The 25,169-nt window shown below is 61.7% G+C and carries 26 protein-coding genes, 1 tRNA gene and 1 pseudogene; 10 read left to right on the forward strand and 18 right to left on the reverse strand.

The window, feature by feature from the left end:
- The first annotated feature begins 354 nt into the window (after window positions 1-354).
- On the forward strand, window positions 355-1,407 hold the full coding sequence (locus K6M89_RS10465) for a threonine aldolase family protein (RefSeq protein ID WP_222139481.1): 1,053 nt from the start codon (window positions 355-357) through the stop codon (window positions 1,405-1,407).
- 46 nt (window positions 1,408-1,453) lie between these two features.
- Here K6M89_RS10465 and K6M89_RS10470 read toward each other — a convergent pair whose 3' ends face one another.
- Window positions 1,454-2,308: a LysR family transcriptional regulator gene (locus tag K6M89_RS10470; RefSeq protein ID WP_222139382.1), complete on the reverse strand. Its 855-nt coding sequence runs from the start codon at window positions 2,306-2,308 to the stop codon at window positions 1,454-1,456.
- A 92-nt stretch (window positions 2,309-2,400) separates the two neighbouring features.
- On the opposite strand from K6M89_RS10470, the gene K6M89_RS10475 reads away from it, so the two are divergent.
- Window positions 2,401-3,402 (forward strand): bile acid:sodium symporter family protein, encoded by a 1,002-nt coding sequence (locus K6M89_RS10475; protein WP_222139383.1) that lies wholly within the window; start codon window positions 2,401-2,403, stop codon window positions 3,400-3,402.
- Between the two features lie 75 nt (window positions 3,403-3,477).
- On the opposite strand, the gene K6M89_RS10480 is transcribed toward K6M89_RS10475, so the two are convergent.
- A complete protein-coding gene (locus K6M89_RS10480; protein WP_064683240.1) occupies window positions 3,478-3,948 on the reverse strand; it encodes an Hsp20 family protein in 471 nt (156 codons plus the stop codon).
- A 423-nt stretch (window positions 3,949-4,371) separates the two neighbouring features.
- Between K6M89_RS10480 and K6M89_RS10485 the strand changes: the two genes are divergently transcribed.
- Window positions 4,372-5,346 (forward strand): alpha/beta fold hydrolase, encoded by a 975-nt coding sequence (locus tag K6M89_RS10485; RefSeq protein WP_222139384.1) that lies wholly within the window; start codon window positions 4,372-4,374, stop codon window positions 5,344-5,346.
- Window positions 5,347-5,393: 47 nt separating this feature from the next.
- Here the strand turns inward: K6M89_RS10485 and hisN are convergent, their stop codons facing one another.
- Together hisN and K6M89_RS10495 are read right to left on the reverse strand one after the other, a co-directional pair.
- On the reverse strand, window positions 5,394-6,167 hold the full coding sequence (hisN, locus tag K6M89_RS10490) for a histidinol-phosphatase (RefSeq protein ID WP_222139385.1): 774 nt from the start codon (window positions 6,165-6,167) through the stop codon (window positions 5,394-5,396).
- A gap of 282 nt (window positions 6,168-6,449) precedes the next feature.
- Window positions 6,450-7,331, reverse strand: a complete 882-nt coding sequence (locus tag K6M89_RS10495; RefSeq protein WP_010033008.1) for an N-formylglutamate amidohydrolase — start codon at window positions 7,329-7,331, stop codon at window positions 6,450-6,452.
- Window positions 7,332-7,518: 187 nt separating this feature from the next.
- Here K6M89_RS10495 and cpdR1 point away from each other — a divergent pair, with 187 nt between their 5' ends.
- The 6 genes and pseudogenes from cpdR1 to K6M89_RS10520 all read left to right on the forward strand — a co-directional run bounded on the left by cpdR1 (window position 7,519) and on the right by K6M89_RS10520 (window position 11,123).
- Window positions 7,519-7,881 (forward strand): response regulator CpdR1, encoded by a 363-nt coding sequence (gene cpdR1 / locus K6M89_RS10500; protein ID WP_003542883.1) that lies wholly within the window; start codon window positions 7,519-7,521, stop codon window positions 7,879-7,881.
- Window positions 7,882-7,965: 84 nt separating this feature from the next.
- A tRNA-Val gene (locus K6M89_RS10505) sits at window positions 7,966-8,040 on the forward strand.
- Between the two features lie 100 nt (window positions 8,041-8,140).
- On the forward strand, window positions 8,141-8,422 hold the full coding sequence (locus K6M89_RS10510) for a hypothetical protein (RefSeq protein ID WP_239791212.1): 282 nt from the start codon (window positions 8,141-8,143) through the stop codon (window positions 8,420-8,422).
- An 81-nt stretch (window positions 8,423-8,503) separates the two neighbouring features.
- A pseudogene (locus K6M89_RS31000) lies at window positions 8,504-8,704 on the forward strand (hypothetical protein); the annotation flags it as partial.
- A gap of 383 nt (window positions 8,705-9,087) precedes the next feature.
- Entirely contained in the window at window positions 9,088-10,131 is a 1,044-nt protein-coding gene (locus K6M89_RS10515) for a porin (protein ID WP_222139386.1), read from the forward strand.
- A 497-nt stretch (window positions 10,132-10,628) separates the two neighbouring features.
- Complete coding sequence (locus tag K6M89_RS10520) at window positions 10,629-11,123, forward strand: hypothetical protein (protein WP_097580506.1); 495 nt, start codon at window positions 10,629-10,631, stop codon at window positions 11,121-11,123.
- A 6-nt stretch (window positions 11,124-11,129) separates the two neighbouring features.
- On the opposite strand, the gene K6M89_RS10525 is transcribed toward K6M89_RS10520, so the two are convergent.
- The 3 genes from K6M89_RS10525 to K6M89_RS10535 form a co-directional block, all read right to left on the reverse strand.
- Window positions 11,130-11,831 (reverse strand): hypothetical protein, encoded by a 702-nt coding sequence (locus tag K6M89_RS10525; protein WP_222139387.1) that lies wholly within the window; start codon window positions 11,829-11,831, stop codon window positions 11,130-11,132.
- A 227-nt stretch (window positions 11,832-12,058) separates the two neighbouring features.
- A complete protein-coding gene (locus K6M89_RS10530; protein ID WP_010032152.1) occupies window positions 12,059-12,238 on the reverse strand; it encodes a hypothetical protein in 180 nt (59 codons plus the stop codon).
- 63 nt (window positions 12,239-12,301) lie between these two features.
- On the reverse strand, window positions 12,302-12,532 hold the full coding sequence (locus K6M89_RS10535; RefSeq protein ID WP_010032149.1) for a hypothetical protein: 231 nt from the start codon (window positions 12,530-12,532) through the stop codon (window positions 12,302-12,304).
- A gap of 346 nt (window positions 12,533-12,878) precedes the next feature.
- On the opposite strand from K6M89_RS10535, the gene K6M89_RS10540 reads away from it, so the two are divergent.
- The gene (locus K6M89_RS10540; RefSeq protein ID WP_222139388.1) at window positions 12,879-13,970 is read left to right on the forward strand and encodes a DUF475 domain-containing protein; all 1,092 of its coding nucleotides are present in this window, start codon (window positions 12,879-12,881) and stop codon (window positions 13,968-13,970) included.
- Here the strand turns inward: K6M89_RS10540 and K6M89_RS10545 are convergent.
- The 11 genes from K6M89_RS10545 to K6M89_RS10595 all read right to left on the reverse strand — a co-directional run bounded on the left by K6M89_RS10545 (window position 13,961) and on the right by K6M89_RS10595 (window position 25,158).
- Entirely contained in the window at window positions 13,961-14,134 is a 174-nt protein-coding gene (locus tag K6M89_RS10545; RefSeq protein WP_170964775.1) for a hypothetical protein, read from the reverse strand. The genes K6M89_RS10540 and K6M89_RS10545 overlap by 10 nt on opposite strands.
- Before the next feature lie 15 nt (window positions 14,135-14,149).
- Window positions 14,150-14,320, reverse strand: a complete 171-nt coding sequence (locus K6M89_RS10550; protein WP_097580385.1) for a hypothetical protein — start codon at window positions 14,318-14,320, stop codon at window positions 14,150-14,152.
- A gap of 151 nt (window positions 14,321-14,471) precedes the next feature.
- Window positions 14,472-15,989 carry a tripartite tricarboxylate transporter permease gene (locus K6M89_RS10555; protein ID WP_222139389.1) on the reverse strand — a complete coding sequence of 506 codons (1,518 nt, stop codon included), beginning with the start codon at window positions 15,987-15,989 and terminating at the stop codon, window positions 14,472-14,474.
- Between the two features lie 85 nt (window positions 15,990-16,074).
- Window positions 16,075-16,563, reverse strand: coding sequence for a tripartite tricarboxylate transporter TctB family protein (locus K6M89_RS10560; protein WP_010029796.1), 489 nt, complete (start codon window positions 16,561-16,563; stop codon window positions 16,075-16,077).
- Entirely contained in the window at window positions 16,560-17,504 is a 945-nt protein-coding gene (locus K6M89_RS10565; RefSeq protein WP_222139390.1) for a Bug family tripartite tricarboxylate transporter substrate binding protein, read from the reverse strand. Before K6M89_RS10565 ends, K6M89_RS10560 begins: the two co-directional genes overlap by 4 nt.
- 255 nt (window positions 17,505-17,759) lie before the next feature.
- The gene (locus tag K6M89_RS10570; protein ID WP_222139391.1) at window positions 17,760-19,205 is read right to left on the reverse strand and encodes a M20 family metallopeptidase; all 1,446 of its coding nucleotides are present in this window, start codon (window positions 19,203-19,205) and stop codon (window positions 17,760-17,762) included.
- A gap of 133 nt (window positions 19,206-19,338) precedes the next feature.
- On the reverse strand, window positions 19,339-20,880 hold the full coding sequence (locus K6M89_RS10575) for an ABC transporter substrate-binding protein (RefSeq protein ID WP_222139392.1): 1,542 nt from the start codon (window positions 20,878-20,880) through the stop codon (window positions 19,339-19,341).
- 28 nt (window positions 20,881-20,908) lie between these two features.
- Window positions 20,909-21,772, reverse strand: a complete 864-nt coding sequence (locus K6M89_RS10580) for a serine hydrolase (RefSeq protein ID WP_498072970.1) — start codon at window positions 21,770-21,772, stop codon at window positions 20,909-20,911.
- Window position 21,773: 1 nt separating this feature from the next.
- Window positions 21,774-23,402, reverse strand: a complete 1,629-nt coding sequence (locus K6M89_RS10585; RefSeq protein ID WP_222139393.1) for an ABC transporter ATP-binding protein — start codon at window positions 23,400-23,402, stop codon at window positions 21,774-21,776.
- The gene (locus K6M89_RS10590) at window positions 23,399-24,217 is read right to left on the reverse strand and encodes an ABC transporter permease (protein ID WP_222139394.1); all 819 of its coding nucleotides are present in this window, start codon (window positions 24,215-24,217) and stop codon (window positions 23,399-23,401) included. Before K6M89_RS10590 ends, K6M89_RS10585 begins: the two co-directional genes overlap by 4 nt.
- Complete coding sequence (locus K6M89_RS10595) at window positions 24,214-25,158, reverse strand: ABC transporter permease (protein ID WP_222139395.1); 945 nt, start codon at window positions 25,156-25,158, stop codon at window positions 24,214-24,216. The genes K6M89_RS10590 and K6M89_RS10595 overlap by 4 nt, the downstream gene beginning before the upstream one ends.
- Window positions 25,159-25,169 lie beyond the last annotated feature (11 nt).

The following is a 25,169-nucleotide window of genomic DNA, read 5'->3' on the forward strand; positions in this document are numbered from 1 at the left end:
GCTTGGCGCTCGGAAGAACTATAGCGTGAAAGCCCGCCTGTTCCAGGGCTTTCGGCGCCTCTTCGGCCGCAAAGGCCAAAATAGGACAGCAACACTGTCCTAATTCATCTGTTCTATGCCAGAAAGCATTTGGCTTCGCAAGAGCGCCGGGTCAAAAATCGTCATTTTGCGACGGAAGATTACCAGATCGGTCGCAATCACGAAATAAAATTGCGTTAAGTCGAGACATTTTATTTATTGATTGCGCCGTTCAATTTTCGTGATGGATTATCGGCAATGGTCTTGATCCCGTGAAGGATTGCCGTAATGTCCGCTGCGACCCTCCCAACCCGTTTCACTCCCACGGTCTTCGCTATGTTCTTTGCATCCGACAATTGGGCCGGCGCCCACAGATCCATTGCCCAACGCCTGCTGGCGGAATCGGCTGGTTTTGCCCCTGCCTATGGCGCCGGCGATCTCGACAAACAAGTCGAGGCCCGCTTCTGCGAGATCTTCGAACGTGAGGTTTCCGTCTTCTTCGTCGCCACCGGCACTGCCGCCAATTCCCTGTCGCTGGCAAGCGTCCAGCGCCCCGGCGGCATCACTTTCTGCCATTCAGAGGCGCATGTGATCGAGGATGAATGCGGCGCGCCGGAATTCTTCTCCGGCTCCGCCCGCCTCGTTGCCGTCGACGGCGAAGCCGGCAAGATCGATCCGGCCAAACTCTCCGCAAAAATCGCCAACTTTCCCGAGGACGCCCTCCGTCACGGCCGTGCCAGCGCCGTCACCATCACCCAGGCGACCGAGATCGGCACCGTCTATTCCCTGCCGGAGATCGGCGAGATCGCCGCCCTATCAAGAAAGCGCAACCTGCCGCTCCACATGGACGGCGCCCGCTTCGCCAATGCGTTGATTGCGCTCGGCGCTACCCCGGCCGAAATGACCTGGAAGCGCGGCGTCGACATGCTCTCCTTTGGCGGCACCAAGAACGGCTGCTGGTGCGCCGAGGCGATCGTCTTCTTCGATCCGGAACGGGCGCGCGAAATGCCCTTCATCCGCAAGCGCGCCGCCCAGCTCTTTTCCAAATCGCGTTTCATCGCCGCCCAGTTCGATGCCTATTTCGAAAACGGCCTCTGGCTCGATCTCGCCCGCCATTCCAACGGCATGGCCGATCGGCTGCGCGCCGGCATCGGCGCCAGCAATGCCGCGCGGCTCGCTTGGCCGACCGCGTCAAACGAAGTCTTTGCCGTCATCAGCAAGAGCGCGGCAAAAACCGCCGAGGAAAAGGGCGCCAAATTTTACGCGTGGCCGGCGCCCGCGGCAACGCCCGAACTCGTCTCCGAAGGCGAAACCCTGATCCGCCTCGTCACCAGCTTTGCGACCACGCAAGCCGATGTGGATGGTTTCCTGAAGTGCCTGGCCGCTTGATCGGCCGAACCCATCTGCCGGGCAGGCTCGCGGTGCCGACGATGGCTCACGCCGACCTCAGCCCCCTCACCTTTTGCAGAATATCGTCCGAAAGTGCGGCGACCAGCGCCTGATCGGCGCCCTTGCGCGGCACGAGGACGAATTCCACGTCCTCCAGAGCCGGCAGTCTTCCAGCAGCGATCTCTTTCAGCCCCGAGGGCGCCATGCTGCGCGGCTGCACCAGCACGCCCATCCCGGCCCGCGCCGCCGCCGTCAGCCCGCTGAGACTGCCGCAAGTGCAGACGATCCGCCACGGCACGCCGTTGCGCCCGAGCGCTTCCAGGGCGATCGCCCGTGTCACGCTCGGTGGCGGGAAAGCAATCAGCGGCAGTGGCCCGGTGGCCAGCAGCCGCTCAGGATCGCGCGCCAGCCAGACGAGCGGCTCGCGATAGACGAGCTTCCCGCGTGCGTCACCGAGCCGGCGCTTGCCAAGCACCAGATCGATGTCGCCATTGTCCTGCATCTCGTAGAGGACGCCGGAGAGCGCCACGGTCAGTTCCAGGTCGACGGACGGATGCGACCGAACGAAATCCTCCAGCGCCGCCGGCAGCTGGCTGGTGACGAAATCCTCCGAGACGCCGAGCCGCAGGCTGCCGCGCAGACTGTTGCTCTTAAACAGCGACTGCACCTGCCCCTCGATCGAAAGCATGGCGCGCGCATGCGTCAGCAGCGCTTCGCCATCGCCGGTCAGCATGACCTTGTGCGTGTCGCGCGCCAGAAGCTTGCGACCGAGCGTCGCCTCCAGCCGCTGAATATGCTGACTGACCGTCGATTGCCCGAGACCCAGCCTTTCTGCGGCGAGTGTGAAACTGCCCATCTGTTCTACAGCGACGAAACTGCGCAATTGCGAAAGGTCCAGCATGACATCCGGTTTCTTGATAACTGTTATTTCTTGCATCGTGGATCATAATGGAGGACAGAACAACGACCAATCTTGTTTGCCGCGAGACCGCCATGCGCCGCTTTCTGCCCGATAGCTTCACCAGCCTGCTTGTCTGCACCGTCATCCTTGCCTCGCTGTTTCCGGCAAGCGGCACCTTCGCGACTTATTTCGGCATCGCCACCGATCTCGCCATCGCCGCCCTGTTCTTCCTGCATGGCGCCCGCCTCTCGCGTGATGTCGTCATCTCGGGCCTGCTGCACTGGCGCCTGCATCTTGTCATCCTGCTGACGACCTTCGGCATCTTCCCGCTGCTTGGCCTGGCGCTCGGCTTCATTCCGGACGCGATCCTGCCGCAGCCGCTCTATCTCGGCATCCTCTTCCTCTGCGTGCTGCCGTCGACGGTGCAGTCATCCATCGCCTTCACCTCGATGGCCGGCGGCAACGTGCCTGCCGCCATCTGCTCGGCCTCCGCCTCGAATATTTTCGGCATGTTTCTGACGCCGCTGCTCGTCGGCCTGCTCTTTTCCGTCGGCGGCCATGGCGGCTTCTCCCTCGACGCGCTTCAGCAGATCCTGCTGCAACTGCTTGCCCCCTTCATCGTCGGCCAGGTCCTGCAGCCCTGGATCGGCGACTGGATTCGCGCCAGGAGGAAGATTCTGATGCCCGTCGATCGCGGCTCGATCCTGATGGTCGTCTATCTCGCCTTCTCGACGGCGGTCGTCGAAGGCCTCTGGCATACCTTCTCGATCGCCGATATCGCCGTCGTCATCGTCGCCGACATCGTCCTTCTGGGGATAGTGCTGGTGCTGACGATGTTCGGCAGCCGCCGGCTCGGCTTCGGCAAGGCCGACGAGATCACCATCACCTTCTGCGGTTCCAAGAAAAGTCTCGCAAGCGGCGTGCCGATGGCAAATGTCATTTTTGCCGGCCAGTCGATCGGCGCGATCGTGCTTCCGCTGATGCTCTTCCACCAGATCCAGCTGATGGTCTGCGCCGTCATCGCCCAGAAATACGCCGCCGCGGCCCGCCGCGCAACCGAACAGCAGATCAAGGATGCCGCCAGCCCCGCCTGAACAGCAGTACTGCGAGCGCAATAAAAAACGGCGCCCCAAGCGGAGCGCCGTCCATTTATCCGCACGGGAGAACGATCAGCTGTTGACGACCTGCGCCTCGATGGCCTTCGGAGCCTCGACCGGCTCTGCGGCAATCGCGATCTTGCGGGGCTTCATGGCCTCAGGAATATTGCGCAGAAGGTCGATGTGCAGCAGGCCGTTCTTCAGCGAAGCGGCGGTCACCTCGACATGGTCGGCGAGCTGGAAGCGGCGCTCGAAGGCGCGCTTGGCAATGCCGCGATAGAGGAATTCGCCGCCTTCGGCGGTTTCCTCGTTCTTTTCACCCTTTACGGACAGCACATGGGCATGGGCCTCGATCGAAAGTTCGGTCTCGTCGAAACCAGCGACCGCCATGGTGATGCGATAGGTGTTTTCACCGGTGCGCTCGATATTATAGGGCGGATAGGTCTGCGCCTGCTCCGGCTGGGCAAGGCTGTCGAGCATGGTGAACAGCCGGTCGAAACCGACCGTCGAACGATAAAGGGGAGAGAAGTCTACGTGACGCATGATGTCCTCCTGTGGAAGCGACGTGTTGCGATAAAATGTCCCTGAAACCCCATGTTTGGCGGCCCCGGGACGGTTGCGCGGGCCCTTCTTGGCACCCGCAGCAAGGAGATGGTGATGGGATTTACGGAGTTCAAGACCTTTTCGGAATCGCCTTGAACGGCCCGTGAACCCCGCATGAACGGCCGGTTCGGAACGCATTCAGACGCAAGCGCCTAGAGATAGCAGCGTCGGGTAAATCTGGTCCCGGCGGCTGAAGTGCATCGTCCCTTCTTCTTCAGCCTCAACCTAGGCCGGCTGCGGGCACCCTCATGCTCCTGCCGGCCCTTTTCTCCCGCCGCTTTGCGGGCGCCGGCGCTTTCCAAGCCGGGAGCCATGCGCTATCCCTGATAGCGAAGCAGGCAGCAGCGGCGCATTGGCAAAGTCATGGATCAGGTTCTCTATTCGACGCCCGACAATCCCGCCCCGGAAAACCGCACGGAAGGCTATTTTGAAACCCATGACGGCCACCGGCTGCGTTACGCCGTCTTTCGCTCCGGCGCCCAGGTCGCCAGGGGCACGGTTGTCATTCTCCATGGCCGCAACGAATATATCGAAAAGTACTTCGAGACCATCCGCGACCTGACGGCGAAAGGCCTCTGGGTCGCGACCTTCGATCTGCGCGGCCAGGGCGGTTCTCAGCGGCTGATGAAACGCCGCAATCACGGTCACATCCGCCGCTTTGTCGATTACGAGCACGATCTCGACACTTTCCTCGAAAAGGTGGTGCTGCCGGATACGCGCCTGCCTTTCTACCTGCTCGCCCATTCCACCGGTGGGCTGATCGCGCTGTCGGCCGCCCCCTATCTCACCACCCGCATCGACCGCATGGTGCTGTCCGCTCCCTTCATCGGCCTGACCGGCCAGACGGCCTCGCCCCGTGTCATCCGTGCCGTTGCAGGCACGCTGACCGCTCTCGGCCTTGGTTTCCTGCCGTTGACCTCGAAATTGAAGGAGCCGGACTTCAGCCACAACCCGCTGACCTCGGACGAACAGCGCTTCGACCGTAATGTCGCGATGATGACGGCTCATCCGGAGCTGACGCTTGGTCCGCCGACAGCCCGTTGGCTCACCGAGGCGTTCCGGACCATAGATCGGGTCACCTCACCCAACCATCTCTTTTCGATCACTATCCCGACCATCGTCATCGCCCCGACGCGTGACGGCGTCGTTCCCTATACGGCGCAGGAGCGGCTCTCGCGTTATTTCCGCGCCGGTCAGTTGGTGCCGATCAACGGCGCCCGCCACGAGATTTTCCAGGAACGGGATATCTACCGCGCCGCCGCGCTCGCCGCCTTCCATGCCTTCATCCCTGGCAGCGATGCCGAGGAAAACCAGGATGTCGCGGCCCTCGGCACGTGAGCCCGGATCAGGAACTGACCGGGGGATCAGCGGTGCTGACCGGGGGATCAGCGCTGCAGCACGGCGATCGCCTGCTCGTAGACCGCCCGGCTGCCGGCCGCGATGATCGAGCCGCCATTTTCCGGCCGGCCGCCGTCCCAGGTGGTGATGATGCCGCCCGCCCCCTCGATGACGGGAATGATGCCGCCGACATCATAGGGCTTCAGCCCGTTTTCGATGACGAGATCGATATGGCCGGCAGCAAGCAGCGCATAGGCATAGCAGTCGCAGCCGTAGCGGAAGAGCCGCACCTGACCCTCTATCTCCCGATATTTCTCCATCTCCTCGCCGCCGAAGAGATGCGGCGATGTGGTAAAAAGAATGGCATTGGAGAGCCGGTCGCACTGGCGCGTCACCAGCCGCCGCTCGCCCTCCGGCCCGCTATAGATCGAGCCGTTTTCGTCGGCGAAATAACGCTCGCCGGTAAAGGGTTGTTCGATCATGCCCATGATCGCCCGACCCTCCTTCTGCAGGCCGATCAGCGTTCCCCACACCGGCACGCCCGATATGAAGGCGCGGGTTCCGTCGATCGGATCAATCACCCAGACATAGTCACGGTCGAGCCCGACATTGCCGTGCTCCTCGCCGAGAATGCCGTGATCGGGGAAATTCTCCTCGATCAGCGCCCGGATGGCGAGTTCGGCGGCACGATCGCCTTCCGTCACCGGATCGAACCCCGAGGATAGCTTGTTGGTGACATCGAGGCCGGAGCGGAAGCGCGGCAGCGTCTCGGCGCGGGCGGCCTCCGCCAGACGATTGAAGAACGAACGGTCAGGAAGCATGGTGGCACCATTTGGCTGGCGGGAACGGGTTTCATAGCGAAACGTGACGGGAATGCAAACGCCGCGGGCAATTTCGGATGAATTGCCCAAAGATATCGCAGCGCAATACATTGCTTGACATTTGTGCAATGCAAAAGTAGCGTCGTCATACAGTCTTCTGACTGTAAATACCCTCCTTGGGTGTTTCCTCCCTAGACTTAGCCGCGCTGACCAGCGCGGTTCTTTTTTGGCCCTTGCGAAAGACGACGGCCACACGAATATCGCCAAAATTGATAAAGAAGCCTATTCGGCGGCCAGCGCCCGGTCGCCGGCGAACTTTTCGACGTAATCGGCCATCTGCTGCATGAAGGCCGTCACGGCCTCGGCCACCGCGGCAAAATCCTCGCGCTTCTCCAGCGTCACCTCGTCGACATAGATCGCCCGGTTCACCTCGATCTGCAATGCATGCAGGCCGCGCGAGGGGCGGCCGTAATGTTCGGTGATGAAACCGCCGGCATAGGGCTTGTTGCGGATCGCCGCGAAGCCCATTTCCTCGAGGATGGCGATGGCGGCGCGCGAAAGTTCGGCCGAAGCGCTGGTGCCGTAGCGATCGCCGATGATAAAATCGGGCCGTCCGGTGCAGCCGGCGACGCGCACATTGCCGGGCATCGAATGGCAATCGATCAGCACGCCGAAGCCGAACTGCACGTGGGTACGGGCGATCAGCCGGCGCAGCGCCGCATGGTAAGGCTTGTAGACCGCTTCGACCCGATCCAGCCCCTCCTGCACCGGCAGGCGCCGCGCATAGATCTCCATGTTCTCGGCGACGATGCGCGGAATGGTGCCGAGCCCGCCGGCGACCCTCAGCGAGTTGACATTGGCATAGGGCGGCAGCAGCCCGTCGAACATCCTGGGATCAAGCTCGTAGGGCTCGCGGTTGACGTCGAGATAGGCGCGCGGAAAGTTGGCGGCAAGAAGCGGCGCGCCGAGGGTGACGGCCGAACCGAAGAGCTCATCGACATAGTGATCCTCGGAACGGCGGATGGCGATGCCTTCGAGCCTCGACTGGGCGATGAATTCCGGTGGATAAATGCGGCCGCTATGGGGGGAGTTGTAGACGAAGGGAATGGTCTGCGACACGGGCTCATGGACTTCAAAAAGCTCGTATTCGCGGATTTCCGGCACTTTCTGCCCTCTTTACCATGTCATGAACTGACTGCTTCGGCCATGTTGCCAGTTGCCCGGCCGCAAGTCCATACTATGTAGAAGGGACGGCAATCACGCACAGGCAATTCACCGGTTGTTTACCGGGCAAAGACTAGTGTAAACGGCTGGCACCCACCCAAAACCTATTGATCAGCGGTCTGGATTGATGACTCAGAAGATACTTCTCGCCGAAGACGACAACGACATGCGCCGCTTCTTGGTGAAAGCGCTGGAAAAGGCCGGTTACAAGGTCCTTTCCTATGATAACGGCGCTAGCGCCTACGACCGGCTGCGCGAGGAGCCGTTTTCCCTGCTGCTGACCGATATCGTCATGCCCGAGATGGACGGCATCGAACTGGCGCGCCGCGCCACCGAACTCGATCCCGACCTGAAGGTCATGTTCATCACCGGTTTTGCCGCCGTGGCGCTGAACCCTGATTCGAAGGCGCCGAAGGATGCCAAGGTCCTTTCCAAGCCCTTCCACCTGCGCGACCTCGTCGACGAGGTCAACAAAATGCTTGCCGCATAAGGCTTGCCGGGCGGCGCGTCACAAAACTGCAAAAAGCCTATTGACGGCTCCAAAGGTTTTGTGATCTATGCGCCGCCATCGGATGGGCGTGTAGCTCAGCGGGAGAGCACTACGTTGACATCGTAGGGGTCACAGGTTCAATCCCTGTCACGCCCACCATCCAGATTGCTTGACCTAGAAGGCCTTTCGAGAAATCGAGAGGCCTTTTTACATCGCGGCTTGCGGGTGTGATACACCTGCCCCAGTAGGAGTTTCAGACTTGGCCCAGGTCATCAAACGACGCAAAACTCTTGTGGTTTCCACCGACAAGATTTCACTCGCAAAAGGTATCAGCCTTCCTGAGGGACGCTACCCCGTCACTGCCGAGTACGTCGTCTCCCATATGCGCGGCAGACCGGTCGAGCAGGCCGGCCGGATCATGCTTCACCTGACGCGTCAGAACCTCCTGGACTACGGTGTCGATCTGACCGGCAGCGCGATGTTGGGCAGTGACATTGATGTCAGCGGCAACGTTGCCCGCAAGGAAGCCACCCTGGAGTGAATTCTTGGGGCATACGTCTTCGCCACCGCGTCAAGGAAGCAATGCAGGCCGAGAACACCGCCCCAATCACGTCGCTGAACAATGCGGGTACCTGACCTTCCAGCGCACGGCCGGTTCGCCGGCGCAGAGGGTCGGAGATCTTTCGCACCGGCAGCCGCCGCCCTTGTTTCCGCCGTCCCCGCCTTGCCGGCCTTGGCCGCGCCTGCCTCCGCGCCTGAGACACTTCCTGGCACCGCCGGCGTCATTACGCTTTCCGGCAAGCGCGCCAAACTGGTCGTTGCCACTCCTCTCTCCCCGGCAGCTTATTAGCCATCCCCGGATTCACACAGATCGCGGTTATGGCGTGCGCGCATATGAGGATATGCTTACGCGAGCACGAATTGCATATTGTTTTCCTGGCTCAGCCCACCGTTGTTCACGGCGAGATTTGCGACAGACACGTGACATATTCGTGACAAAATACGTGTTCTTTCAGCAACATAGCTGTGCCAGCCTGCTGTCATGATCGATATCGTTATTGCGGCGCAATATCCCCTATGTAACTACCGCGGCGAGGCAGGCACCTGGTCAAAAAGGTGCCGCTTCGCTCACACGGGGTGAAGATCCGTAGGGACTGCCGATGGCAACGGTCTTCATCCTCTCGCATCTGAACTGGAGGTTATTCCATGAACATCAAGAGCCTTCTTCTCGGCTCCGCTGCTGCTCTCGCAGCAGTATCCGGCGCTCAGGCGGCTGACGCTATCGTTGCCGCCGAGCCGGAACCGGTTGAATACGTCCGCGTCTGCGACGCTTACGGCACCGGCTATTTCTACATCCCCGGCACCGAAACCTGCCTCAAGATCAACGGCTACGTCCGCTTCCAGGTTGACGTTGCTCCGAACGCTAGCTCGATCGGCGCCGGCGGCGGCGGTTCCGTTGCCAACGACTCGGACTGGGATGCCCGTACGCGCGGCCAGGTTCAGTTCACCGCCAAGAGCGACACCGAGTATGGTCCGCTGACCGGCGTCATCGTCATGCAGTTCAATGCTGACAACGCTTCGGCCCAGAAGGCCCAGCTCGACTCCGCTTACCTCGACATCGCCGGCTTCCGCGCTGGTCTGTTCTACAGCTGGTGGGACGACGGCCTCTCGGGCGAAACCGACGATATCGGCTCGCCGGTCACGCTGCATAACTCGCTCCGTTATCAGTACGAAACCGACGCCTTCTACGCCGGCATCAGCGTCGACGAGCTCGAAGACAGCCCGTTCTACAACGGCGAAACCGCCAACAACGTCGGCGTAGCCGTTGGTCTCGGCGGCAAGGCTGGTATCTTCAGCTACCAGATCACTGCCGGCTATGACGTCGACAACGAAGAAGGCGCCGTCCGCGCTATGGGTACGGTTGCCGTCGGTCCCGGCACGCTCGGCCTCGCAGTCGTCTACGCATCCAACCCGAACGCCTACTACAACAAGGCTGAATGGGCGATCGCTGCTGAATACGCCATCAAGGCAACTGACAAGCTGAAGATCACCCCGGCTGTTCAGTACTACGACAACTACGGCATCACTGCCGGCGAGTTCAACGATGACGTCAACGCCTGGAAGGCCGGCGTGACGATCGACTACCAGATCGTCGAAAACTTCTCGGCCAAGGTTTCGATTCAGTACCTCGATCCAGACAATGCCAGCGACGTGACCTCGGGCTACTTCCGCCTGCAGCGCGCGTTCTAATGAAAAGGGCTGCCGGCTAGAACAGGATGATTTTAGGCCCGTTCGGCCTAAAATCTGAATCCTGTTCTAAATTCAAGAGTTAGAGCATGATGTCGTCCGAAACCCGCCTACACTTTTCGGCATCATGCTCTAGACCGGCAGCCGCAAATTCCTGATCTGACTGACCTCCGATCGGGAAAGAATGGGTCTGGACTTCCCTGCCTGGACCCATTCCCCCTGATCAGACAGTGCATTCAAGACGGCAGGCGCTCGACGAGTGCCTTGCCGCCGTCAAATCATGCCGGCTTGTTGTCGATACCTGACAGCTACGCCCTTGCCGACCTTCCGGCCAGCAAGCCCGGCTGGCACCCATTGCCGTCGATCGCTGATCACCCACAGCCGGTGATAATCTTATCCCGCGGGAATGGCGGAACCAAATTCGGACACAGAACCATGCCATGGCGAATCGAGGATGAGGCAGTGATTCGCCTCGCCAGCACATGGGGTTTGAAATCGAAATGAACTTATCCGCGCTTGCCGCCGCCGCATTTTTGTCCGCCGCCCTTGCCTTGCCGGCCACCGCCGCGCCGGCCTCTCCCGCCGAAACTTTTCCCGGCGCAGCCGGCGTCATTACCCTGTCCGGCAAATGCGCCAAGCTTGTCGTCGCCAAATTCGACGCCACCAAGGGCTGCAAGAACGAGCTTGCCAGCGTTACGCTGGCCAACGGCTCGGTGACGTTCATCTTCACGTCGGATGGCAAGGCGCTCGGCTTCCAGGGCGACGGCGCCGGGATCAAGCCCGCGTCCAATGGCAATGCGCGCCTGCCCCTCAGCCTCGTCACGACAGGCGTCGGCAACAAGATGACCGGCCAGGTCAAGGTCGCCGGCTTCTGCACCTTCGGCAATCCCTACGCCGGCAAGCCGATCGCGATCGAATGCACGGCCGAAAGCAAGGATTCCTCCTTCGCCGGCAGCTTCCGCACCGGCGGCAAGCTGGTGAAAAAGGGCAAGTAACGAATTTCAGGCGCACCAGGCGCCGCCCGCGCCTGGCTTGCGCGCCAGCCCCTCGTTGATCAGCTGCGCTCCGAAAGAGCGGCCATCGCGCGAAACGACGCGCGGGGCGCCTGATGACTCGGTCTTGCCCGCCGCATTCATGGTGAAGGGCCCGGCGTTCAGAAGCGCCAGCAGGCGCGACTTGGCGGCAAAGGCGATCCTGCGCTCGTCATCGCAGCGCGCTCGGTCGACGATCGGACTTGCCATATCGGCGATGACGATCTTCTCGCCCTTGTACCAGAAGATCCCGCCGTCGCCGACGCAGTTGATATGAGCGCCCTGCCCGCAATAACCGAAGGCGGCCGTTCCCGTTTCCGCAGCCCCGGGAGAGATCGGAACCGCCGGCTGGATGGCCGGCTTCGGTATTGCGGCCGGCGGTAGCGGCTGCGCGGTGACCGGTGCCGTTGGCGTCGGCGCGGCAAGCGCCACCTGCTTCGGCGGTACGTCCCTCCTGGCAACAGGCCTCGGCTCCGCCGTTTCCCGCGTGGCCGGCGCCGGTTGGCGGGCAAGCAACGGCTGAATGCTCTTCCAATGGTCGTGAGCAAGAATGCCGCCGATCGCGGCAATGCCGATCACCGCCCAGGGCAGCAATCCGCCGCCGCCGCTGCGCGCCCTGCTCTTTCCTCTCGCCGGCGCCTTGCGGCGGCCGCGTGTCGCTGTCTTGGCCATCTGTCCGATTCCCGTGAGGCCGCAATTATCGCCGGCCAATCCTTTCCGAAAGGTTGGCGCGGCGACAGGATGATGCTTGCGCAGCTGATCTTTTCCTGAAACGCATCGACGCCCCGAGCACACTTCGGCTGCAACTCCGCGCGGCGCGCCGCTCGGGACGAGCATCGATAGACAGCAAAACGCCCGACATCATGCCGGGCGCCGGTCTTGCTACAATGGCCCGCCGCTCATTCGGAGCGTGCGGCCGAAGGATCGTTTTTCCCAACCGATGCTGAGCCTTGAATGGACGAAGCAAGCGGCGTTTGACGTTTGCCGATATCGATGCGCTCATCCGCCGCCTCGCGTATGGCCTGCCATTCATTTTCATGCCGGATGGCAATATCGCGGGGCACAAAGTTGATCGTCATATGTTTTTCATCCTGTTTCGAAAAATCAGCTGCCAGGCGCCGAAGAAGCCGTTGGAATAGGCGCTATTTCTTGGTTTCCGCGTGGCCCTTGAGGTCGGGACCGCCTTTGGAAAGATCTGCGCCGGTCACATGCGCAGGCACGTGGATGTCATGAATGACGCCAGGCGTCAGCGTAAGATCGACATGATGCGGCGGCAGCACCTGCGCCTTCTGCATGCGGTTCGGCTTCGCCCGCTTCATGCGGTCGGATGCCTCCGTGCGTTTGTCGGGAACATGGGTCGAAGTGTGCATCATCGGCCTCCTTTTCAGCTCAACCAGGGTCTAACGGGCGGGCGTCGGGATGGTTCCCAAAAAAACTGACAATCTCCCGGCAATGACCGGCTTGACTGAGCCGGGAAGTTGATTACCTAGAGCCTGTCCGCAGCCTTCCAGACATCGGCTGCGGACAATGTTTGGTGCCGGGCCCCTCTGGCGAGAGTTTTTACGGCGCTCTCGTGATGTCGGTACCGCCTGCAGCTTAGCCGGCGGATTTTTCATCGATGAAAAAACTCACCATGCCTTGCCAGCATGCCCGTTGCGGCATGCCGCGTTTTTCGCTCTCCAGCCTCTCCAAAAAGATTTGCGGCTGTGAGGTGCGGCCATGAATCAACCTGCAACCCATGAATCCTCGCTCGGCTATTTCCGCTGGGCTTTCATCGTCACTGCTCTCGGCCTTATTCTCGGCGCCGTGCTCGGCTGGCAGACGACCGGCACCATCGGCGGCATGGCGAGCGTCTTCTTCATCTGCACCGTGCTTGCGGTACTCGAGATCTCGCTCTCCTTCGACAATGCCATCGTCAATGCCAACAAGCTGAAGGAGATGACGCCGCTCTGGCAGAAACGCTTCCTCACCTGGGGCATCATCATTGCCGTCTTCGGCATGCGCATCGTCTTTCCGCTGGCGATCGTCGCGATCGCGGCACGGATCGGCCCCTGGGACGCGCTGGTGCTGGCTGCCCGCGAGCCCGCAGAATATGCCCGTATCATGAACGATGCGCATCTGCCGATCGCAGCCTTCGGCGGCACCTTCCTGATGATGGTCGGCCTCAGCTATTTCTTCGACCACGAGAAGAAAATCCATTGGCTTCGCGGCCTGGAGAAAGTGATGGCGCGCTCAGCGACCATCAGGGGCATCGAGATCGCCTTCGTGCTGGCGCTGATGCTTGTGTTCTCCTGGCTGATCAGCGGCGAGGAAGCCAGCGTCTTCGTCCATTGCGCCATCTACGGCCTGCTCACCTTCCTGGCGGTCGAGGTCGTCGGCGAGCTGCTCGATGCCTCGCAGCAGACGATGAGCGCTGCCGCCAAGGGCGGCCTCGGCGCTTTCATCTATCTGGAGGTGCTGGATGCCAGCTTTTCCTTCGACGGCGTCATCGGCGCCTTCGCTCTGACGCAGAACCTCTTCGTCATCGCGATCGGCCTCGGCATCGGCGCCATGTATGTGCGCTCGATGACGATCATGCTGGTGGAGAAGGGAACGCTTGCCGAATACCGCTATCTCGAGCATGGCGCCTTCTATGCCATCCTGATCCTCTCGGTGATCATGTATGCGCAGACCCTGGTGCACATCCCCGAGGTGATCACCGGCCTCGGCGGCGCGGCCCTGATCGGCCTGTCGCTCTGGTCATCCATCCGCCACAACAGGCGCGCGCGGGTGGAAGATCACGCGTCCCGGCAGGAAGAACTTCACGCCTGACGATGGAGCATATCGCGCAAAGCATGCACGGTTTTACCGTGACGAGATGCGTGAAAACAAAGGCTTGAAGCGACGCGCTTCAAGAAGCCGCAGCGCTTGGCGTTGCGGCACCCGTTGAACAAAATAAAGCCCGCGACCATCCGGTTGCGGGCTGTTTCATTCATGCATGCTTGAAGATCTTAGCGAGTAACCTCACCGAAGGAGGCCGGGTCGATGCCGAGTTCCCTGAGGTCGCGGGCGCGCGGCCGGCGGCCGGCTTCGACAGCGGCGCTGACCGCGTTTGCGGCGCCGAGCACGGCAAATGCACGGCCAAGGAAACCGGTGCGGATTGAACTGCGGATAGCGGACATTGTGTTTTGCTCTCGTTCTATGATTGACCACCTGCAAATGGGGCCGCCCGTCCTCCAGGACAATGCACGTAAACTCATCTCAGCCATGCAAAAAGAAGAGGCCGGCGCATGTCTCCATGGCCGGCCTTGAGGCAGGGGTAAGTTTGTCTTTTTAGTCTTCGTTTGCCGCCAGCTGCGCAAGCACCTGTCCCCGGCCGCGCAGCCGCAGGATCAGCGGGATGAGGAAGGCGGCCGCTGCAACTATGAGAAGGCCTGCCGCGATCGGTGACATCACAAGCGTCATGACGTCGCCCTGGCTGATCGCCAGTGCCCGGCGCAACTGCTGTTCGGCAAGCGGCCCGAGGATCAGGCCGACGACCGTCGGCGCAATCGGATAGCCGAAGAGCCGCATCACGTAGCCGAGCAGGCCGAAAGCCAGCAGCATGCCGAGTTCGAACACCGACGGATTGGCGCCGATCGTCCCGAGCGTCGCAAACAGCAGGATGCCCGCATAAAGCCACGGCTTCGGAATGGTCAGCAACCGCACCCAGAGGCCGATCAGCGGCAGGTTCAAGACCAGGAGCATGGCGTTGGCGATGAGCAGGCTGGCGATCAGGCCCCAGACGAGCTGCGGGTTGGTGGCAAACAGCAGTGGTCCGGGCTGCAGCCCGTATTGCTGGAAGCCGGCCAGCATGATCGCCGCCGTCGCCGTCGTCGGCAGGCCGAGCGTCAGCAGCGGCACCAGCGTGCCGGCCGCAGATGCGTTGTTCGCCGCCTCCGGGCCGGCCACGCCTTCAATGGCGCCATGGCCGAACTCCTCGGGGTTCTTCGCCAGCCGCTTTTCGGTCGCATAGGAGAGGAAGGTGCCGATTTCGGCGCCGCCCGCCGGCATCGCGCCGATCGGAAAGCCGATCAGCGTGCCGCGCAGCCAGGCCTTCCACGAACGCGCCCAGTCCTGCGCGTTCATCCAGAGCGAGCCTTTGACGGCTTCGACCTTATCCTCCATCCGGTTGCGCTGCGCGGCGATATAAAGCGTCTCGCCGATCGCGAACATCGCCACCGCGAGCGTCGTCACCTCGATGCCGTCAAGCAGGTCTGGTATGCCGAAGGAAAGCCGCGCCTGCCCCGTCTGCTGGTCGATGCCGACCATGGCAAGGGCAAAGCCGATGAACAGCGAGGTCAGCCCGCGCAGCGCCGAATCGCCGAAAGCCGAGGAGACGGTGACGAAGGCGAGCACCATCAGCGCGAAATATTCGCGCGGCCCGAAGACCAGCGCCAGCTTGACGATATAGGGAGCGATGAAGGCGAGCCCGAGTGTGGCGAGCAAGCCGGCGACGAAGGAACCGATCGCCGCTGTCGCCAGCGCCGGCCCGCCGCGCCCGGCGCGCGCCATCTTGTTGCCCTCGAGCGCGGTGACGATCGAGGCGCTTTCCCCCGGCGTGTTCAAGAGGATCGAGGTGGTCGAACCGCCATACATGCCGCCGTAATAGATGCCGGCGAACATGATCAGCGAACCGCCAGGGTCGAGCTTGTAGGTGGCGGGCAGCAGCAGCGCCACGGTGAGGGCGGGTCCGATGCCGGGCAGCACGCCGACGGCAGTGCCGAGCGTCACGCCGACCAGCGCATAAACCAGGTTCATCGGCTGCATCGCAACCAGGATCCCCTGCCATAGGAATTCGAATGTGCTCATCTTGATATCCCAAGCGCGTTCCCGGCCGTGCGTTACGCGATCCGGCACTGCGCAAAAATAAAAAGTGCTGACAGCGCGCGCGCCGTCAGAAGAACAGGCGTTCGAGCGGGCCGGCCGGCAGCGTCAGCTGCAGCAGCTGCGAGAAGATCGCCCAGACGACGAAGCTGAAGACGATGCCGAACGGCAGCGAGATCCAGAGCTTCCGTTTGCCGAAGCCGCGTGCCGTGAATGCAAACAGCAGACCGGTGGCGATCGAGAAGCCGGCAAGGCGCAGAAGCAGCATCTGTCCGACAAGACCGGCAATGATCCAGATAACGGGCGCCACTTCCTGCCGATCGCGTTCCGGAAACTCGCCGCGCCAAGCTTCGGCGACGGTCCAGATCCCAAGACAGAAGAGGCCGAAGGCCACCACTTGGGGCATCGTTGCCGGGCCGATGCGGTCATACTGCGCGATTGTTTTCAGATGCGATGCATCCCAGAACATCACGCCGGCGACAACAAAGAGGAAAGCGGCAATGATGAACGCCGCCCAATCAGGGCGGCGCGTGGTTGCCGAGGAGTTATCCCCGCTCATTGAACAAGTCCGATCTCTTTGAGAATGCCTTCGGTGGCAGCGACATCCTTTTCAAGCTGCGCTTTGAACGCGTCGCCGGACAGATAGGTGTCGGCCCAGCCCTTGGTCTTCAGAATTTCCTGCCAGGTGGCGGAGCCGTGCAGTTTCTCGAAATCGGAGGTGATGGCGGCGACCTGCTCTGCCGACAGACCGGGAGCAGCGGCTACCATACGCCAGTTCTGAATGCTGACATCGGTGCCGCTTTCCTTCAGCGTCGGAGCATCAACGCCGTCGATGCGCTTGTCGCTCGACACGGCAAGAAGACGCAGCGTGCCCGCTTTCACCTGCGATTCGAACTCGCTATAGCTCGAGACTCCGGCAGTGACCTGGCTGCCGAGAATGGCGGCAAGCGCCTCGCCGCCGCCGGAAAAGGCGACATAGTTGATTTTGGTCGGGTCGACTCGGGAGGCCTTGGCGATCAGACCGACGGTGATGTGGTCGGTGCCCCCGGCCGAACCGCCGCCCCAGGAAACGGCGCCCGGATCCTTCTTCAGCGCCGCGACCAGATCGGCCATGGTCTTGATATCGGACGCGGCGGGAACGACGACGGCTTCGTATTCGCCGGTAAGCCGGGCGATCGGCGTAACGTCCTTGAGTGTCACCGGCGACTTGTTGGTCAGGATGGCGCCGACCATGACATAGCCGCCGACGATCAGCGAGTTGGGGTTACCGGCAGCCTGGCTGCTGAACTGCGCCAGCCCGATGGTGCCGCCGGCGCCGGGAACGTTCTGGACCTGCACGTTGCCGGAGATCTTCTCCTGCTGCAGCGCGGTCTGCAGCGAGCGGGCGGTCTGGTCCCAGCCGCCGCCGGGCGCGGCCGGCGCGATGATGGTATAGTCGGCAGCATAGGCCGGCAGCGCGATGGCGGCTGCGAGAATGGTTGCGATGAACGTATGCTTCACGATTTGTCCTCCGTCAGCGGCTGAGCGCACCGCCTGTTATTCTCCAGGGAATCGGGAGGGGTAGCCGGCCGGCGGACACAGTTGTCCAAATGACGGGCGGAATGCCTCCCAAGGCTTCAGTTCTCCGCCTCCACGGAGAAGAAGTAGCCAAAGCCACCACAACAAGCTGTCATCTAGCTGACATCGGCAAGATATCCAGGAGGAACGGACACTTTTTTGCCGTAATTGCCCGCGCAGCGGATCCGCCGTGTTGCTTCAGCTGCTCACCGCTCCCGGCACCACATCCGTCGGGATCGGGCAGATGTAAGGCTTTCCGCCGGTCTTCTCCATCCATTCGGCCTTCGCCGCCTTCATCAGCTCCGGCGATTTCACCAGGGAAAGACCGGTCAGGGCGAGAGCCTTGGCTGCATGTGCCATGGCCTTATGCGCAGCCGGCGCCTTTCCTTGCGCAACGACCTGCCATGTATGCGGGTTGGTGCCGATGGCCCAGGCAGGAGCCCAGCATTGGGCCGTAGGGGTCACCCAGCTCACATCACCGACATCGGTCGAGCCCGCCCGAAAGTGCGAATGGCCCTCGAAATGCCGCAGCCCGAGATGGAGCGGCATCGCGCCATCTATCTTGGCGGCGGAGAAGACGTCGCGCTCGATCCGATACAGCCTGATGCTGCTGGCGACGGCTTCGTCGGTAAACGTCTTCTGGATCCGACGCGCAAAGGCGATATCGGCTTCGTCGAAGGCGACGGGGCCGAGCGCCATCATGTTTTCATGCATCGCCGTTTCCAGGGTAATATTCGGGAGAAGGTTCGTGGAAGCCGTATCGAAGACGATCTCCACGTCGGTCTCCGTCATCATCGCGGCGCCGCGCGCGACTTTTTCCACCCGCGCTGCGAGATTGAGAGCCTGTGGCATGTCCGGCGCCCTGATGAGGTAGAGCACCTCGGCCTGCGCCTGCACGACATTGGCAGCCCGTCCGCCGGCATCGGTGATGGCATAATGCACGCGACAGTCCTGTGGCATATGTTCGCGCAGGAAATTGACGCCGACATTCATAAGCTCCACGGCATCGAGTGCGGATCGGCCGAGATGCGCAGCATTGGAAGCGTGAGCCGCAACGCCCCTGAACCGGTAATAATATTCCAGCACCGCGAGATTGTTTGTGGAGCGGACGCCGTTGAACGGTGCGGGATGCCATGTGAGAGCCGTGTCCACATCGTCGAACGCCCCCGCACGCACCATGAAGGTCTTGCCCGAGCCGCCCTCTTCGCCGGGGCAGCCATAGTAACGCACCGTCCCAGAAATGCCGTTATCCTTCAAATGGTTGGCTAGCGCGACGGCCGCCATCAACGACCCGACACCCAGAAGATTGTGGCCGCAGCCATGTCCGGTCGCGCCTGCCGCAAGCGAACGCTGCTCGGCGATGCCCGCAATCTGGCTCATGCCCGCCAGTGCGTCGAATTCGCCGAGAAATGCAATGACCGGCTTGCCCGCGCCGGCTTCTGCGATGAAGGCGGTCTCCATGTCGGCAACGCCGCGACGGACGGAAAAGCCCTCGTCCTCAAGGGCCTTTGCCAGCAGAGCGGAAGAACTCTTCTCCTCGAATTTCAGTTCGGCAAGATCCCAAATCCTGTCGCTCAGCACCGCGCAGGCCGGCCGCATACGCTCGATCGCCGAAACGATCGCATCCACTGCTTCCTTGCTCATCCCATACCCTTGCTTCTCCCGGCGGCCAGAAGGCCCCAGGCATGACATATCGGTCCGGCAGGCGCGCCTGCCGGTCCTGTTGTTTACCAATCTGAAGTGCCGCGGCGTCTGCGCCTCGGCGCCGCGAGATTCTTCAGTCGACCGAGACCTCCCAGAGGCGGGCGTTCGACTGCCAGACCGGCTGGCCCTTCAACGTCTTCGTCGCACCCCACACGTCGACCATGTCGTAGAGGAAAATGCCCGGCGCCTCCTTCAGCATCAGCTCATGGAACGCGTCGAAGATCTTCTGCCGCTTGGCCGGATCGGCTTCGACATAAGCCGCTTTCATCAGTTCCACGGCCTTGGGATCGTCCCACATCAGTGAAGCATTCTTGTCCTTGTTGCCGACATAAAAACTGTACATCAGCGCAGGGTCGAGCCGCGGGGCGACCGATTGCGAAATCACCTGATAGTTGCCGGACCGGCGGCGGTCGACTTGCGTTGCGTAATCGAGAACTTCGATCTGCACATTCAATCCGGCCTGCTGCATCATCGCCTGCGCCATAACCGCGGCGGGAAAGCTTGGAACATTGCCGCGCTTGTTGGCAATGATGGTGATCGGCTCGCCCTCGTAGCCTGCATCGGCCAATTCCTTCTTCGCCGCCTCGATGTCGTAGGGCAGCCTCTGCTTCTGGATATCGTCAAAATACACGGAATCCTGCGACACCATCGAGCCGTTCGCCTCGCCGGTTCCATTTGAGGCGGCGGCGACAAGCTCGCCGAGGTCGAGCGACATTGCCATCGCCCGCCGCACGCCGGGCTTGCTCAGCACCTTGTCGCGCGTCTGGATGTAGAACAGGTTCTTGCCGTTGTTGCGGGCGACGATCAGCTGCAGCTTATCGCTCGCCTTGATCTCCGGAATAAGGTCAGGCGATATCTCGGCGGTATCGAGGGCGCCGGACTCCAGTCCTGCCTTGACGGTGGAAGCATCGGGAATGACCATGAACTTGATGCCGTCGGCCATAGGTCGTTTCGAGCCGACCATCCCGTCCGGCTTGCCGTCATTTTCGGGAGAGACGTAGTCGGTGAACTTGGCGAGGCGGATGTACTCGCCTTTTTTCCATTCGTCCCACATGAACGGACCGGTCCCGACCGGCTTGACGAAACTGCCATCCGCAGCCACGGAATCGGAGGAAATGATGGCAGTGTAACCGCATTCCGGGCGCGACATCAGACCCAGAAAGACGGCCGAGGGCTTTTCGAGCGTGATCTGGACGGTCGATGCGTCAAGCGCCTTCACACCGGTCACGGGGGCGGCGCCGCCGGGCGCAAAATCGGAAAGGCACGTCCATTTCGTCTCGGGCTTGAGATAGCGGCTCCAGTTCCACACGACGTCGTCGGCGGTCAGCGGCTTGCCATTGTGGAATTTCACGTCGCCGCGAAGGCGGAATGTATAGCTAAGGCCATCGCCGGAAACGTCGACGCTCTCGGCGAGCAGCGGCTTGACCTCGCCGCTATTGTTATAGCCGACCAGGCCCTCGACGATGTGCAGGATAACACCGTCGGTATTGCCGTCACGATTGACCCCGGGATTGCTGCTGCGCAGATCCGAACTCTGAGCCACGACGATGTCGCGCGCATGCCCGAGACCTGCCATGCCGAGCAGCATCGTGCCGGCGAGAAGAATTTTCTTCATTGTTCTACCCTCTTTGTTTTGTCGATGATCAAGGTTGAAAATTGTCCCAGCAGGCGCGTGAGAGCCGACCGATGGTTTCGAGCGCGATCGTGTAGCCCGGCGTGCCGTCCGCCATGGCCTGAGGCACGTCATCGGTGAATACGGCAATGGCATAGAAGGGCTCCTCGCCCAGATAAACGATGCCGGCATTCATGCGGCCGCGCTTGCCCGTGCCGCCCTTGTGCGCAACCACGGTGGCGAACGGCAATCTCGACGGGATCGCATAACGCAAGATCTGGTTCTTCAGAGTTTGAAGCGCGTAGCGGCAGAGCGCCTGCGAACAGCGCAATCTTTCTGCCGCTTCCTCCGAAGTCTGTGCATCGAGGATCGCCTGCAGGAGAAAAATCTGGTCGCGTGCCGTGGTCGTGGTGACCGACCGCAGCGAATGATCAGGTGATAAGGCCAGCGGTGGAATTAAAAAACGATGATGCGTGGCGTCCATGCCGATCGACTTGCAATAGCCGTCGACCTCCTCGAGCGTCAGCCGCTCGAAGACCATCTTGGTGCAGACATTGTCGCTCAACACCATCATCCCGGTGATCGCATCGCGCAACGAAATGACGATGCCCGGCGTCAGATAGCGAAACATGCCGCTTGCCACTTCCTCGGCAAAGCGAGCCTCGTAGGTGATCGGCTCGTCGAGATCGAGCCGGCCTTCATGAACGGCCTTGAGCGCCGCCATCATGATCGATGTCTTCCGGGTACTGGCCGAAGGGGTTTCTTCGTCAGCGCCGCGCTCTATCGTTTCACCGGTGCGCAGGTTGCGCACCATGAACCGGGTGACGAATGGTTGCGCATCGCAGATTGCATGAAGTTTTGCGGCCGTATCGGCCGATGTCGTCACGATAGCCACGTTAATTCTCCAAACGCCATTTGAGTGTCACACCACCGCTTGCATTGTGGTCGAGCGCGGGAATGGCCGAGAGGAGGCGACGCGTGTAGGGCTCCCTCGGATTGTCGAAGATCGTGCCGCGGTCGCCTTGCTCGACGATGCGGCCCTCCTGCATCACCACCACCCGGTCAGCCACCTGCTCGACCACGCCAAGATCGTGGCTGATGAAAAGGCAGGAAAAGCCGTAGCGTTTCTGCAGATCCGAGAAGAGGTCGAGCACCTGCGCACGGACGGTAACGTCAAGCGCCGACACCGGCTCGTCGGCGATCAGGAATTTCGGCCGGCGCGCAACGGCACGGGCAATGGCGACGCGCTGCCGCTGGCCGCCTGACAATTCGTGTGGATAGCGGCTGGCATAGTCCTTCCCGAGGCCGACTTCCTCGAGCGTTTCGAAAGCCCGTCGCCGCTTGGCCTCGCCGCTCAGGTTCGGCACCAGACGCAGCGCCTCCTCGACAAGCGCGAGAATGGTCATGCGCGGATCGAGCGAGGAGTAGGGGTCTTGGAACACCATCTGGCAATCCAACCGGTAGTTCTTCCAATCCTCGTTGCGGGAGCGCCCCCGGAACTCGATCGTCCCGTCGCTTTCCCTGACAAGGCCGGCGATGGTGCGGCCAAGCGTCGTCTTTCCCGAACCGGAACCGCCGACGAGGGCGACCACTTCGCCCTCATAGACATCGATGCTGACCCCATGCAGGGCCCGCTTCCCCCGCGCCTTTTTCAGGAACGACCGACGACCGGGATAGTCGACGACGATGTTCTGCGCCGACACCATCGGGGTCTTGGTCTTATCGATGGCGCGCGGTTCACCGCGATAGGGGAGCGCCGAGAGGAGCTTGCATGTGTAGGGATGCTGTGGCGCCGCGAGAAGCTTGTCGGCTCTCCCCTGCTCGACAATTGCGCCCTTCTCCATGACGATGATACGGCTGGTGTATCGGGCAACCATCGGCAGATCATGGCTGATCAGCAGAACGGCTGTGCCTTCCGCGGTCGTCAGATCGACCATCAGCTCCATCACGTCGCGCTGGATGACGGCATCCAGCGCCGTGGTCGGCTCGTCGGCGATCAGCAATGCCGGCTTCAGCAGCATGACGGAGGCCAGCATGATGCGCTGGCGCATGCCGCCGGAAAACTCATGCGGGTAGGAAGTGAGGGCGCCTTCAGGGTTGAGAATGCCGACGCGCTTCAGCATGTCGAGGATGCGCGCACGCCGCTCCTGCGGCGCCAGCTTCGTGTGCAGGACAAGCCCCTCCTCTAGCTGACGGCCGATGGTCATGGATGGATTGAGGGATGTCATCGGTTCCTGGAACACGACGCCGATCTCACGGCCCCGCATCGCCCGAAGATCACTGTTGCTCATCGAAAGCACGTCGCGACCCTTGTAGCGCACGGTTCCGCCAGTCACGCGAACCGCCGCCGGCAGCAGCGATATCAGCGCCCGGGTCGCCAGCGTCTTGCCTGAGCCGCTCTCGCCGACAATGCCGACAATCTCGCCTGGCGCTATGTCGAAGCCGACGTCCTTGACGACCTGCAGGCCGGTGCCTGCAACCTCAAGCGAGAGACCGCAAACGTTCAAAAGCGTGTCGCCGGTCATTTCAGCCCCCTCATACGCGGATCCAGCTTGTCACGAAGGGCGTCGCCCAGAAGATTGATGCCGAGCAGCGTTAGCGCGATGCAGAGGCCGGGAAAAAGGCCGAGCCACACGGCCTGCTGGATGAACGGACGGCCGGCGGCAAGCATGTTGCCCCAGGTCGGCGCCGGCGGAGGCACACCTAGGCCCAGGAAGCTCAGGGCGCTTTCCGAGAGGATGGCCCAACCGAACATCGACGTGGCAAGCACGGTGATCGGGGCAAGGCAATTGGGCAGGATGTGACGGACCATCGTGAAAAGCTCGCTATTGCCCATTATTCTGGACGCTTCGATGAATTCCCGCTCCCGCAGCGACAGAACCGCGCCGCGCACGACGCGCGCCATGGACGGGGTGTAGGCAATGCCGAGTGCGAAGATGATGCCGTACTGATTGGCGCCGAATACGGCCAGCAGACCGAGCGCCAGCAGAATGCCGGGGAATGCCAGCAGCGCATTGTTGATCGCCATGATGATGCCGTCTGCCCAGCCGCGGACATAACCGCTGACAACACCGATCAACGTGCCGAAGACGGTCGCGAAACCGACTGTCAGCGTGCCGATCCATACGCTGGCCCGGGCGCCGACCATCAATCGGCTGAGAACATCGCGTCCGAACTCGTCGGTCCCGAGCAGATGAGCGCCGCCGGGGGCAGCAAGCCTTACGGCAAAACCAAGTTTCATCGGGTCATATGGGGTCCAGAAAAGACCGACTGCGGCGGTGATCAGCAGGATGGCAATCAGAATGCTGCCGATGAGGCCGTTGAAAGTGAACTTTTTCATTCGGCAACCACCCGCGGATCGAAGAAGGGATAGAGGAGATCGACCACCAGATTGACCAGAACATAGGATAGCGCCACGAACAGCAGGCAACCCTGGATGACGGGGTAATCCCGGGCAAAGATGCTATCGACCATCAAACGGCCGAGGCCCGGAATGGTGAAGACGGTTTCGATCACCGCGATGCCCCCGAGCAGGTTGCCGAGGATCAGGCCGATAACCGTCCATGTCGGGCCAAAAGCGTTCTTGAAGGCATGGCGCCAGAGGACCGCGCTTTCCGAAAGGCCCTTGGCGCGCGCATGCGTGATGTAGTCGAGACGCAGGACTTCCAGCGTCGAAGCACGCGCCATGCGGATCAGAACGCCCATTTCGTGGATGACCAGCGTCATGATCGGCAGGACGAGGTACAGGATCCCGCTGGCGATATTGTCGCCGACCGAGATATAACCGAGAACCGGCAACCAGCCGAGCTTCAGGCCGAAAAGCAGCAGCAACAGGAGACCGAGCCAAAAAGTCGGAATGGAAAGCAGCACCGTCGCCGTGCCCACCAGGGCCAGGTCCGTCAGGCTGTTCTGTCGCCAGGCCGCGATCACGCCGGCGGGCACCGCGATAACGCTCGCCAGCAACACGGCAATGACGACAATTTCGGCGCTGACCAAGAAGCGGGATGCGACGAGCGGCAGCACCGCCTCGCCGTTGACGATGGAGCGCCCGAAATCACCCTGCAAAACGTTCCCTGCCCAGATGACGAATTGCTGGATCATCGATTTGTCGAGCCCGAGCTCGATGCGCATCGCCGCCACCTGGTCAGGCTGCGCCATGTCGCCGAGCATCAAAGCGGCCGGATCGCCGGGGATGAGCCGGATGAGTGCGAAAACAGTGACGGCCACGAGGGCGATCGTCGGCAATGCCATCAACAGGCGGTTAAGAATAAAGCGTATCATGTGTTCCCCAC

This window comes from Rhizobium croatiense (assembly GCF_019793465.1).
In the GTDB taxonomy this organism is placed as follows: domain Bacteria; phylum Pseudomonadota; class Alphaproteobacteria; order Rhizobiales; family Rhizobiaceae; genus Rhizobium; species Rhizobium croatiense.

Bases quoted from the DNA above. Each gene is read 5' to 3' on its own strand.
- K6M89_RS10465 (WP_222139481.1), top strand. From the start codon at position 355: ATGTTCTTTGCATCCGACAATTGGGCCGGCGCCCACAGATCCATTGCC.
- K6M89_RS10470 (WP_222139382.1), bottom strand. From the start codon at position 2,308: ATGCTGGACCTTTCGCAATTGCGCAGTTTCGTCGCTGTAGAACAGATG.
- K6M89_RS10475 (WP_222139383.1), top strand. From the start codon at position 2,401: ATGCGCCGCTTTCTGCCCGATAGCTTCACCAGCCTGCTTGTCTGCACC.
- K6M89_RS10480 (WP_064683240.1), bottom strand. From the start codon at position 3,948: ATGCGTCACGTAGACTTCTCTCCCCTTTATCGTTCGACGGTCGGTTTC.
- K6M89_RS10485 (WP_222139384.1), top strand. From the start codon at position 4,372: ATGGATCAGGTTCTCTATTCGACGCCCGACAATCCCGCCCCGGAAAAC.
- hisN (WP_222139385.1), bottom strand. From the start codon at position 6,167: ATGCTTCCTGACCGTTCGTTCTTCAATCGTCTGGCGGAGGCCGCCCGC.
- cpdR1 (WP_003542883.1), top strand. From the start codon at position 7,519: ATGACTCAGAAGATACTTCTCGCCGAAGACGACAACGACATGCGCCGC.
- K6M89_RS10515 (WP_222139386.1), top strand. From the start codon at position 9,088: ATGAACATCAAGAGCCTTCTTCTCGGCTCCGCTGCTGCTCTCGCAGCA.
- K6M89_RS10520 (WP_097580506.1), top strand. From the start codon at position 10,629: ATGAACTTATCCGCGCTTGCCGCCGCCGCATTTTTGTCCGCCGCCCTT.
- K6M89_RS10525 (WP_222139387.1), bottom strand. From the start codon at position 11,831: ATGGCCAAGACAGCGACACGCGGCCGCCGCAAGGCGCCGGCGAGAGGA.
- K6M89_RS10530 (WP_010032152.1), bottom strand. From the start codon at position 12,238: ATGACGATCAACTTTGTGCCCCGCGATATTGCCATCCGGCATGAAAAT.
- K6M89_RS10535 (WP_010032149.1), bottom strand. From the start codon at position 12,532: ATGATGCACACTTCGACCCATGTTCCCGACAAACGCACGGAGGCATCC.
- K6M89_RS10540 (WP_222139388.1), top strand. From the start codon at position 12,879: ATGAATCAACCTGCAACCCATGAATCCTCGCTCGGCTATTTCCGCTGG.
- K6M89_RS10545 (WP_170964775.1), bottom strand. From the start codon at position 14,134: ATGAATGAAACAGCCCGCAACCGGATGGTCGCGGGCTTTATTTTGTTC.
- K6M89_RS10550 (WP_097580385.1), bottom strand. From the start codon at position 14,320: ATGTCCGCTATCCGCAGTTCAATCCGCACCGGTTTCCTTGGCCGTGCA.
- K6M89_RS10555 (WP_222139389.1), bottom strand. From the start codon at position 15,989: ATGAGCACATTCGAATTCCTATGGCAGGGGATCCTGGTTGCGATGCAG.
- K6M89_RS10560 (WP_010029796.1), bottom strand. From the start codon at position 16,563: ATGAGCGGGGATAACTCCTCGGCAACCACGCGCCGCCCTGATTGGGCG.
- K6M89_RS10570 (WP_222139391.1), bottom strand. From the start codon at position 19,205: ATGAGCAAGGAAGCAGTGGATGCGATCGTTTCGGCGATCGAGCGTATG.
- K6M89_RS10575 (WP_222139392.1), bottom strand. From the start codon at position 20,880: ATGAAGAAAATTCTTCTCGCCGGCACGATGCTGCTCGGCATGGCAGGT.
- K6M89_RS10585 (WP_222139393.1), bottom strand. From the start codon at position 23,402: ATGACCGGCGACACGCTTTTGAACGTTTGCGGTCTCTCGCTTGAGGTT.
- K6M89_RS10590 (WP_222139394.1), bottom strand. From the start codon at position 24,217: ATGAAAAAGTTCACTTTCAACGGCCTCATCGGCAGCATTCTGATTGCC.
- K6M89_RS10595 (WP_222139395.1), bottom strand. From the start codon at position 25,158: ATGATACGCTTTATTCTTAACCGCCTGTTGATGGCATTGCCGACGATC.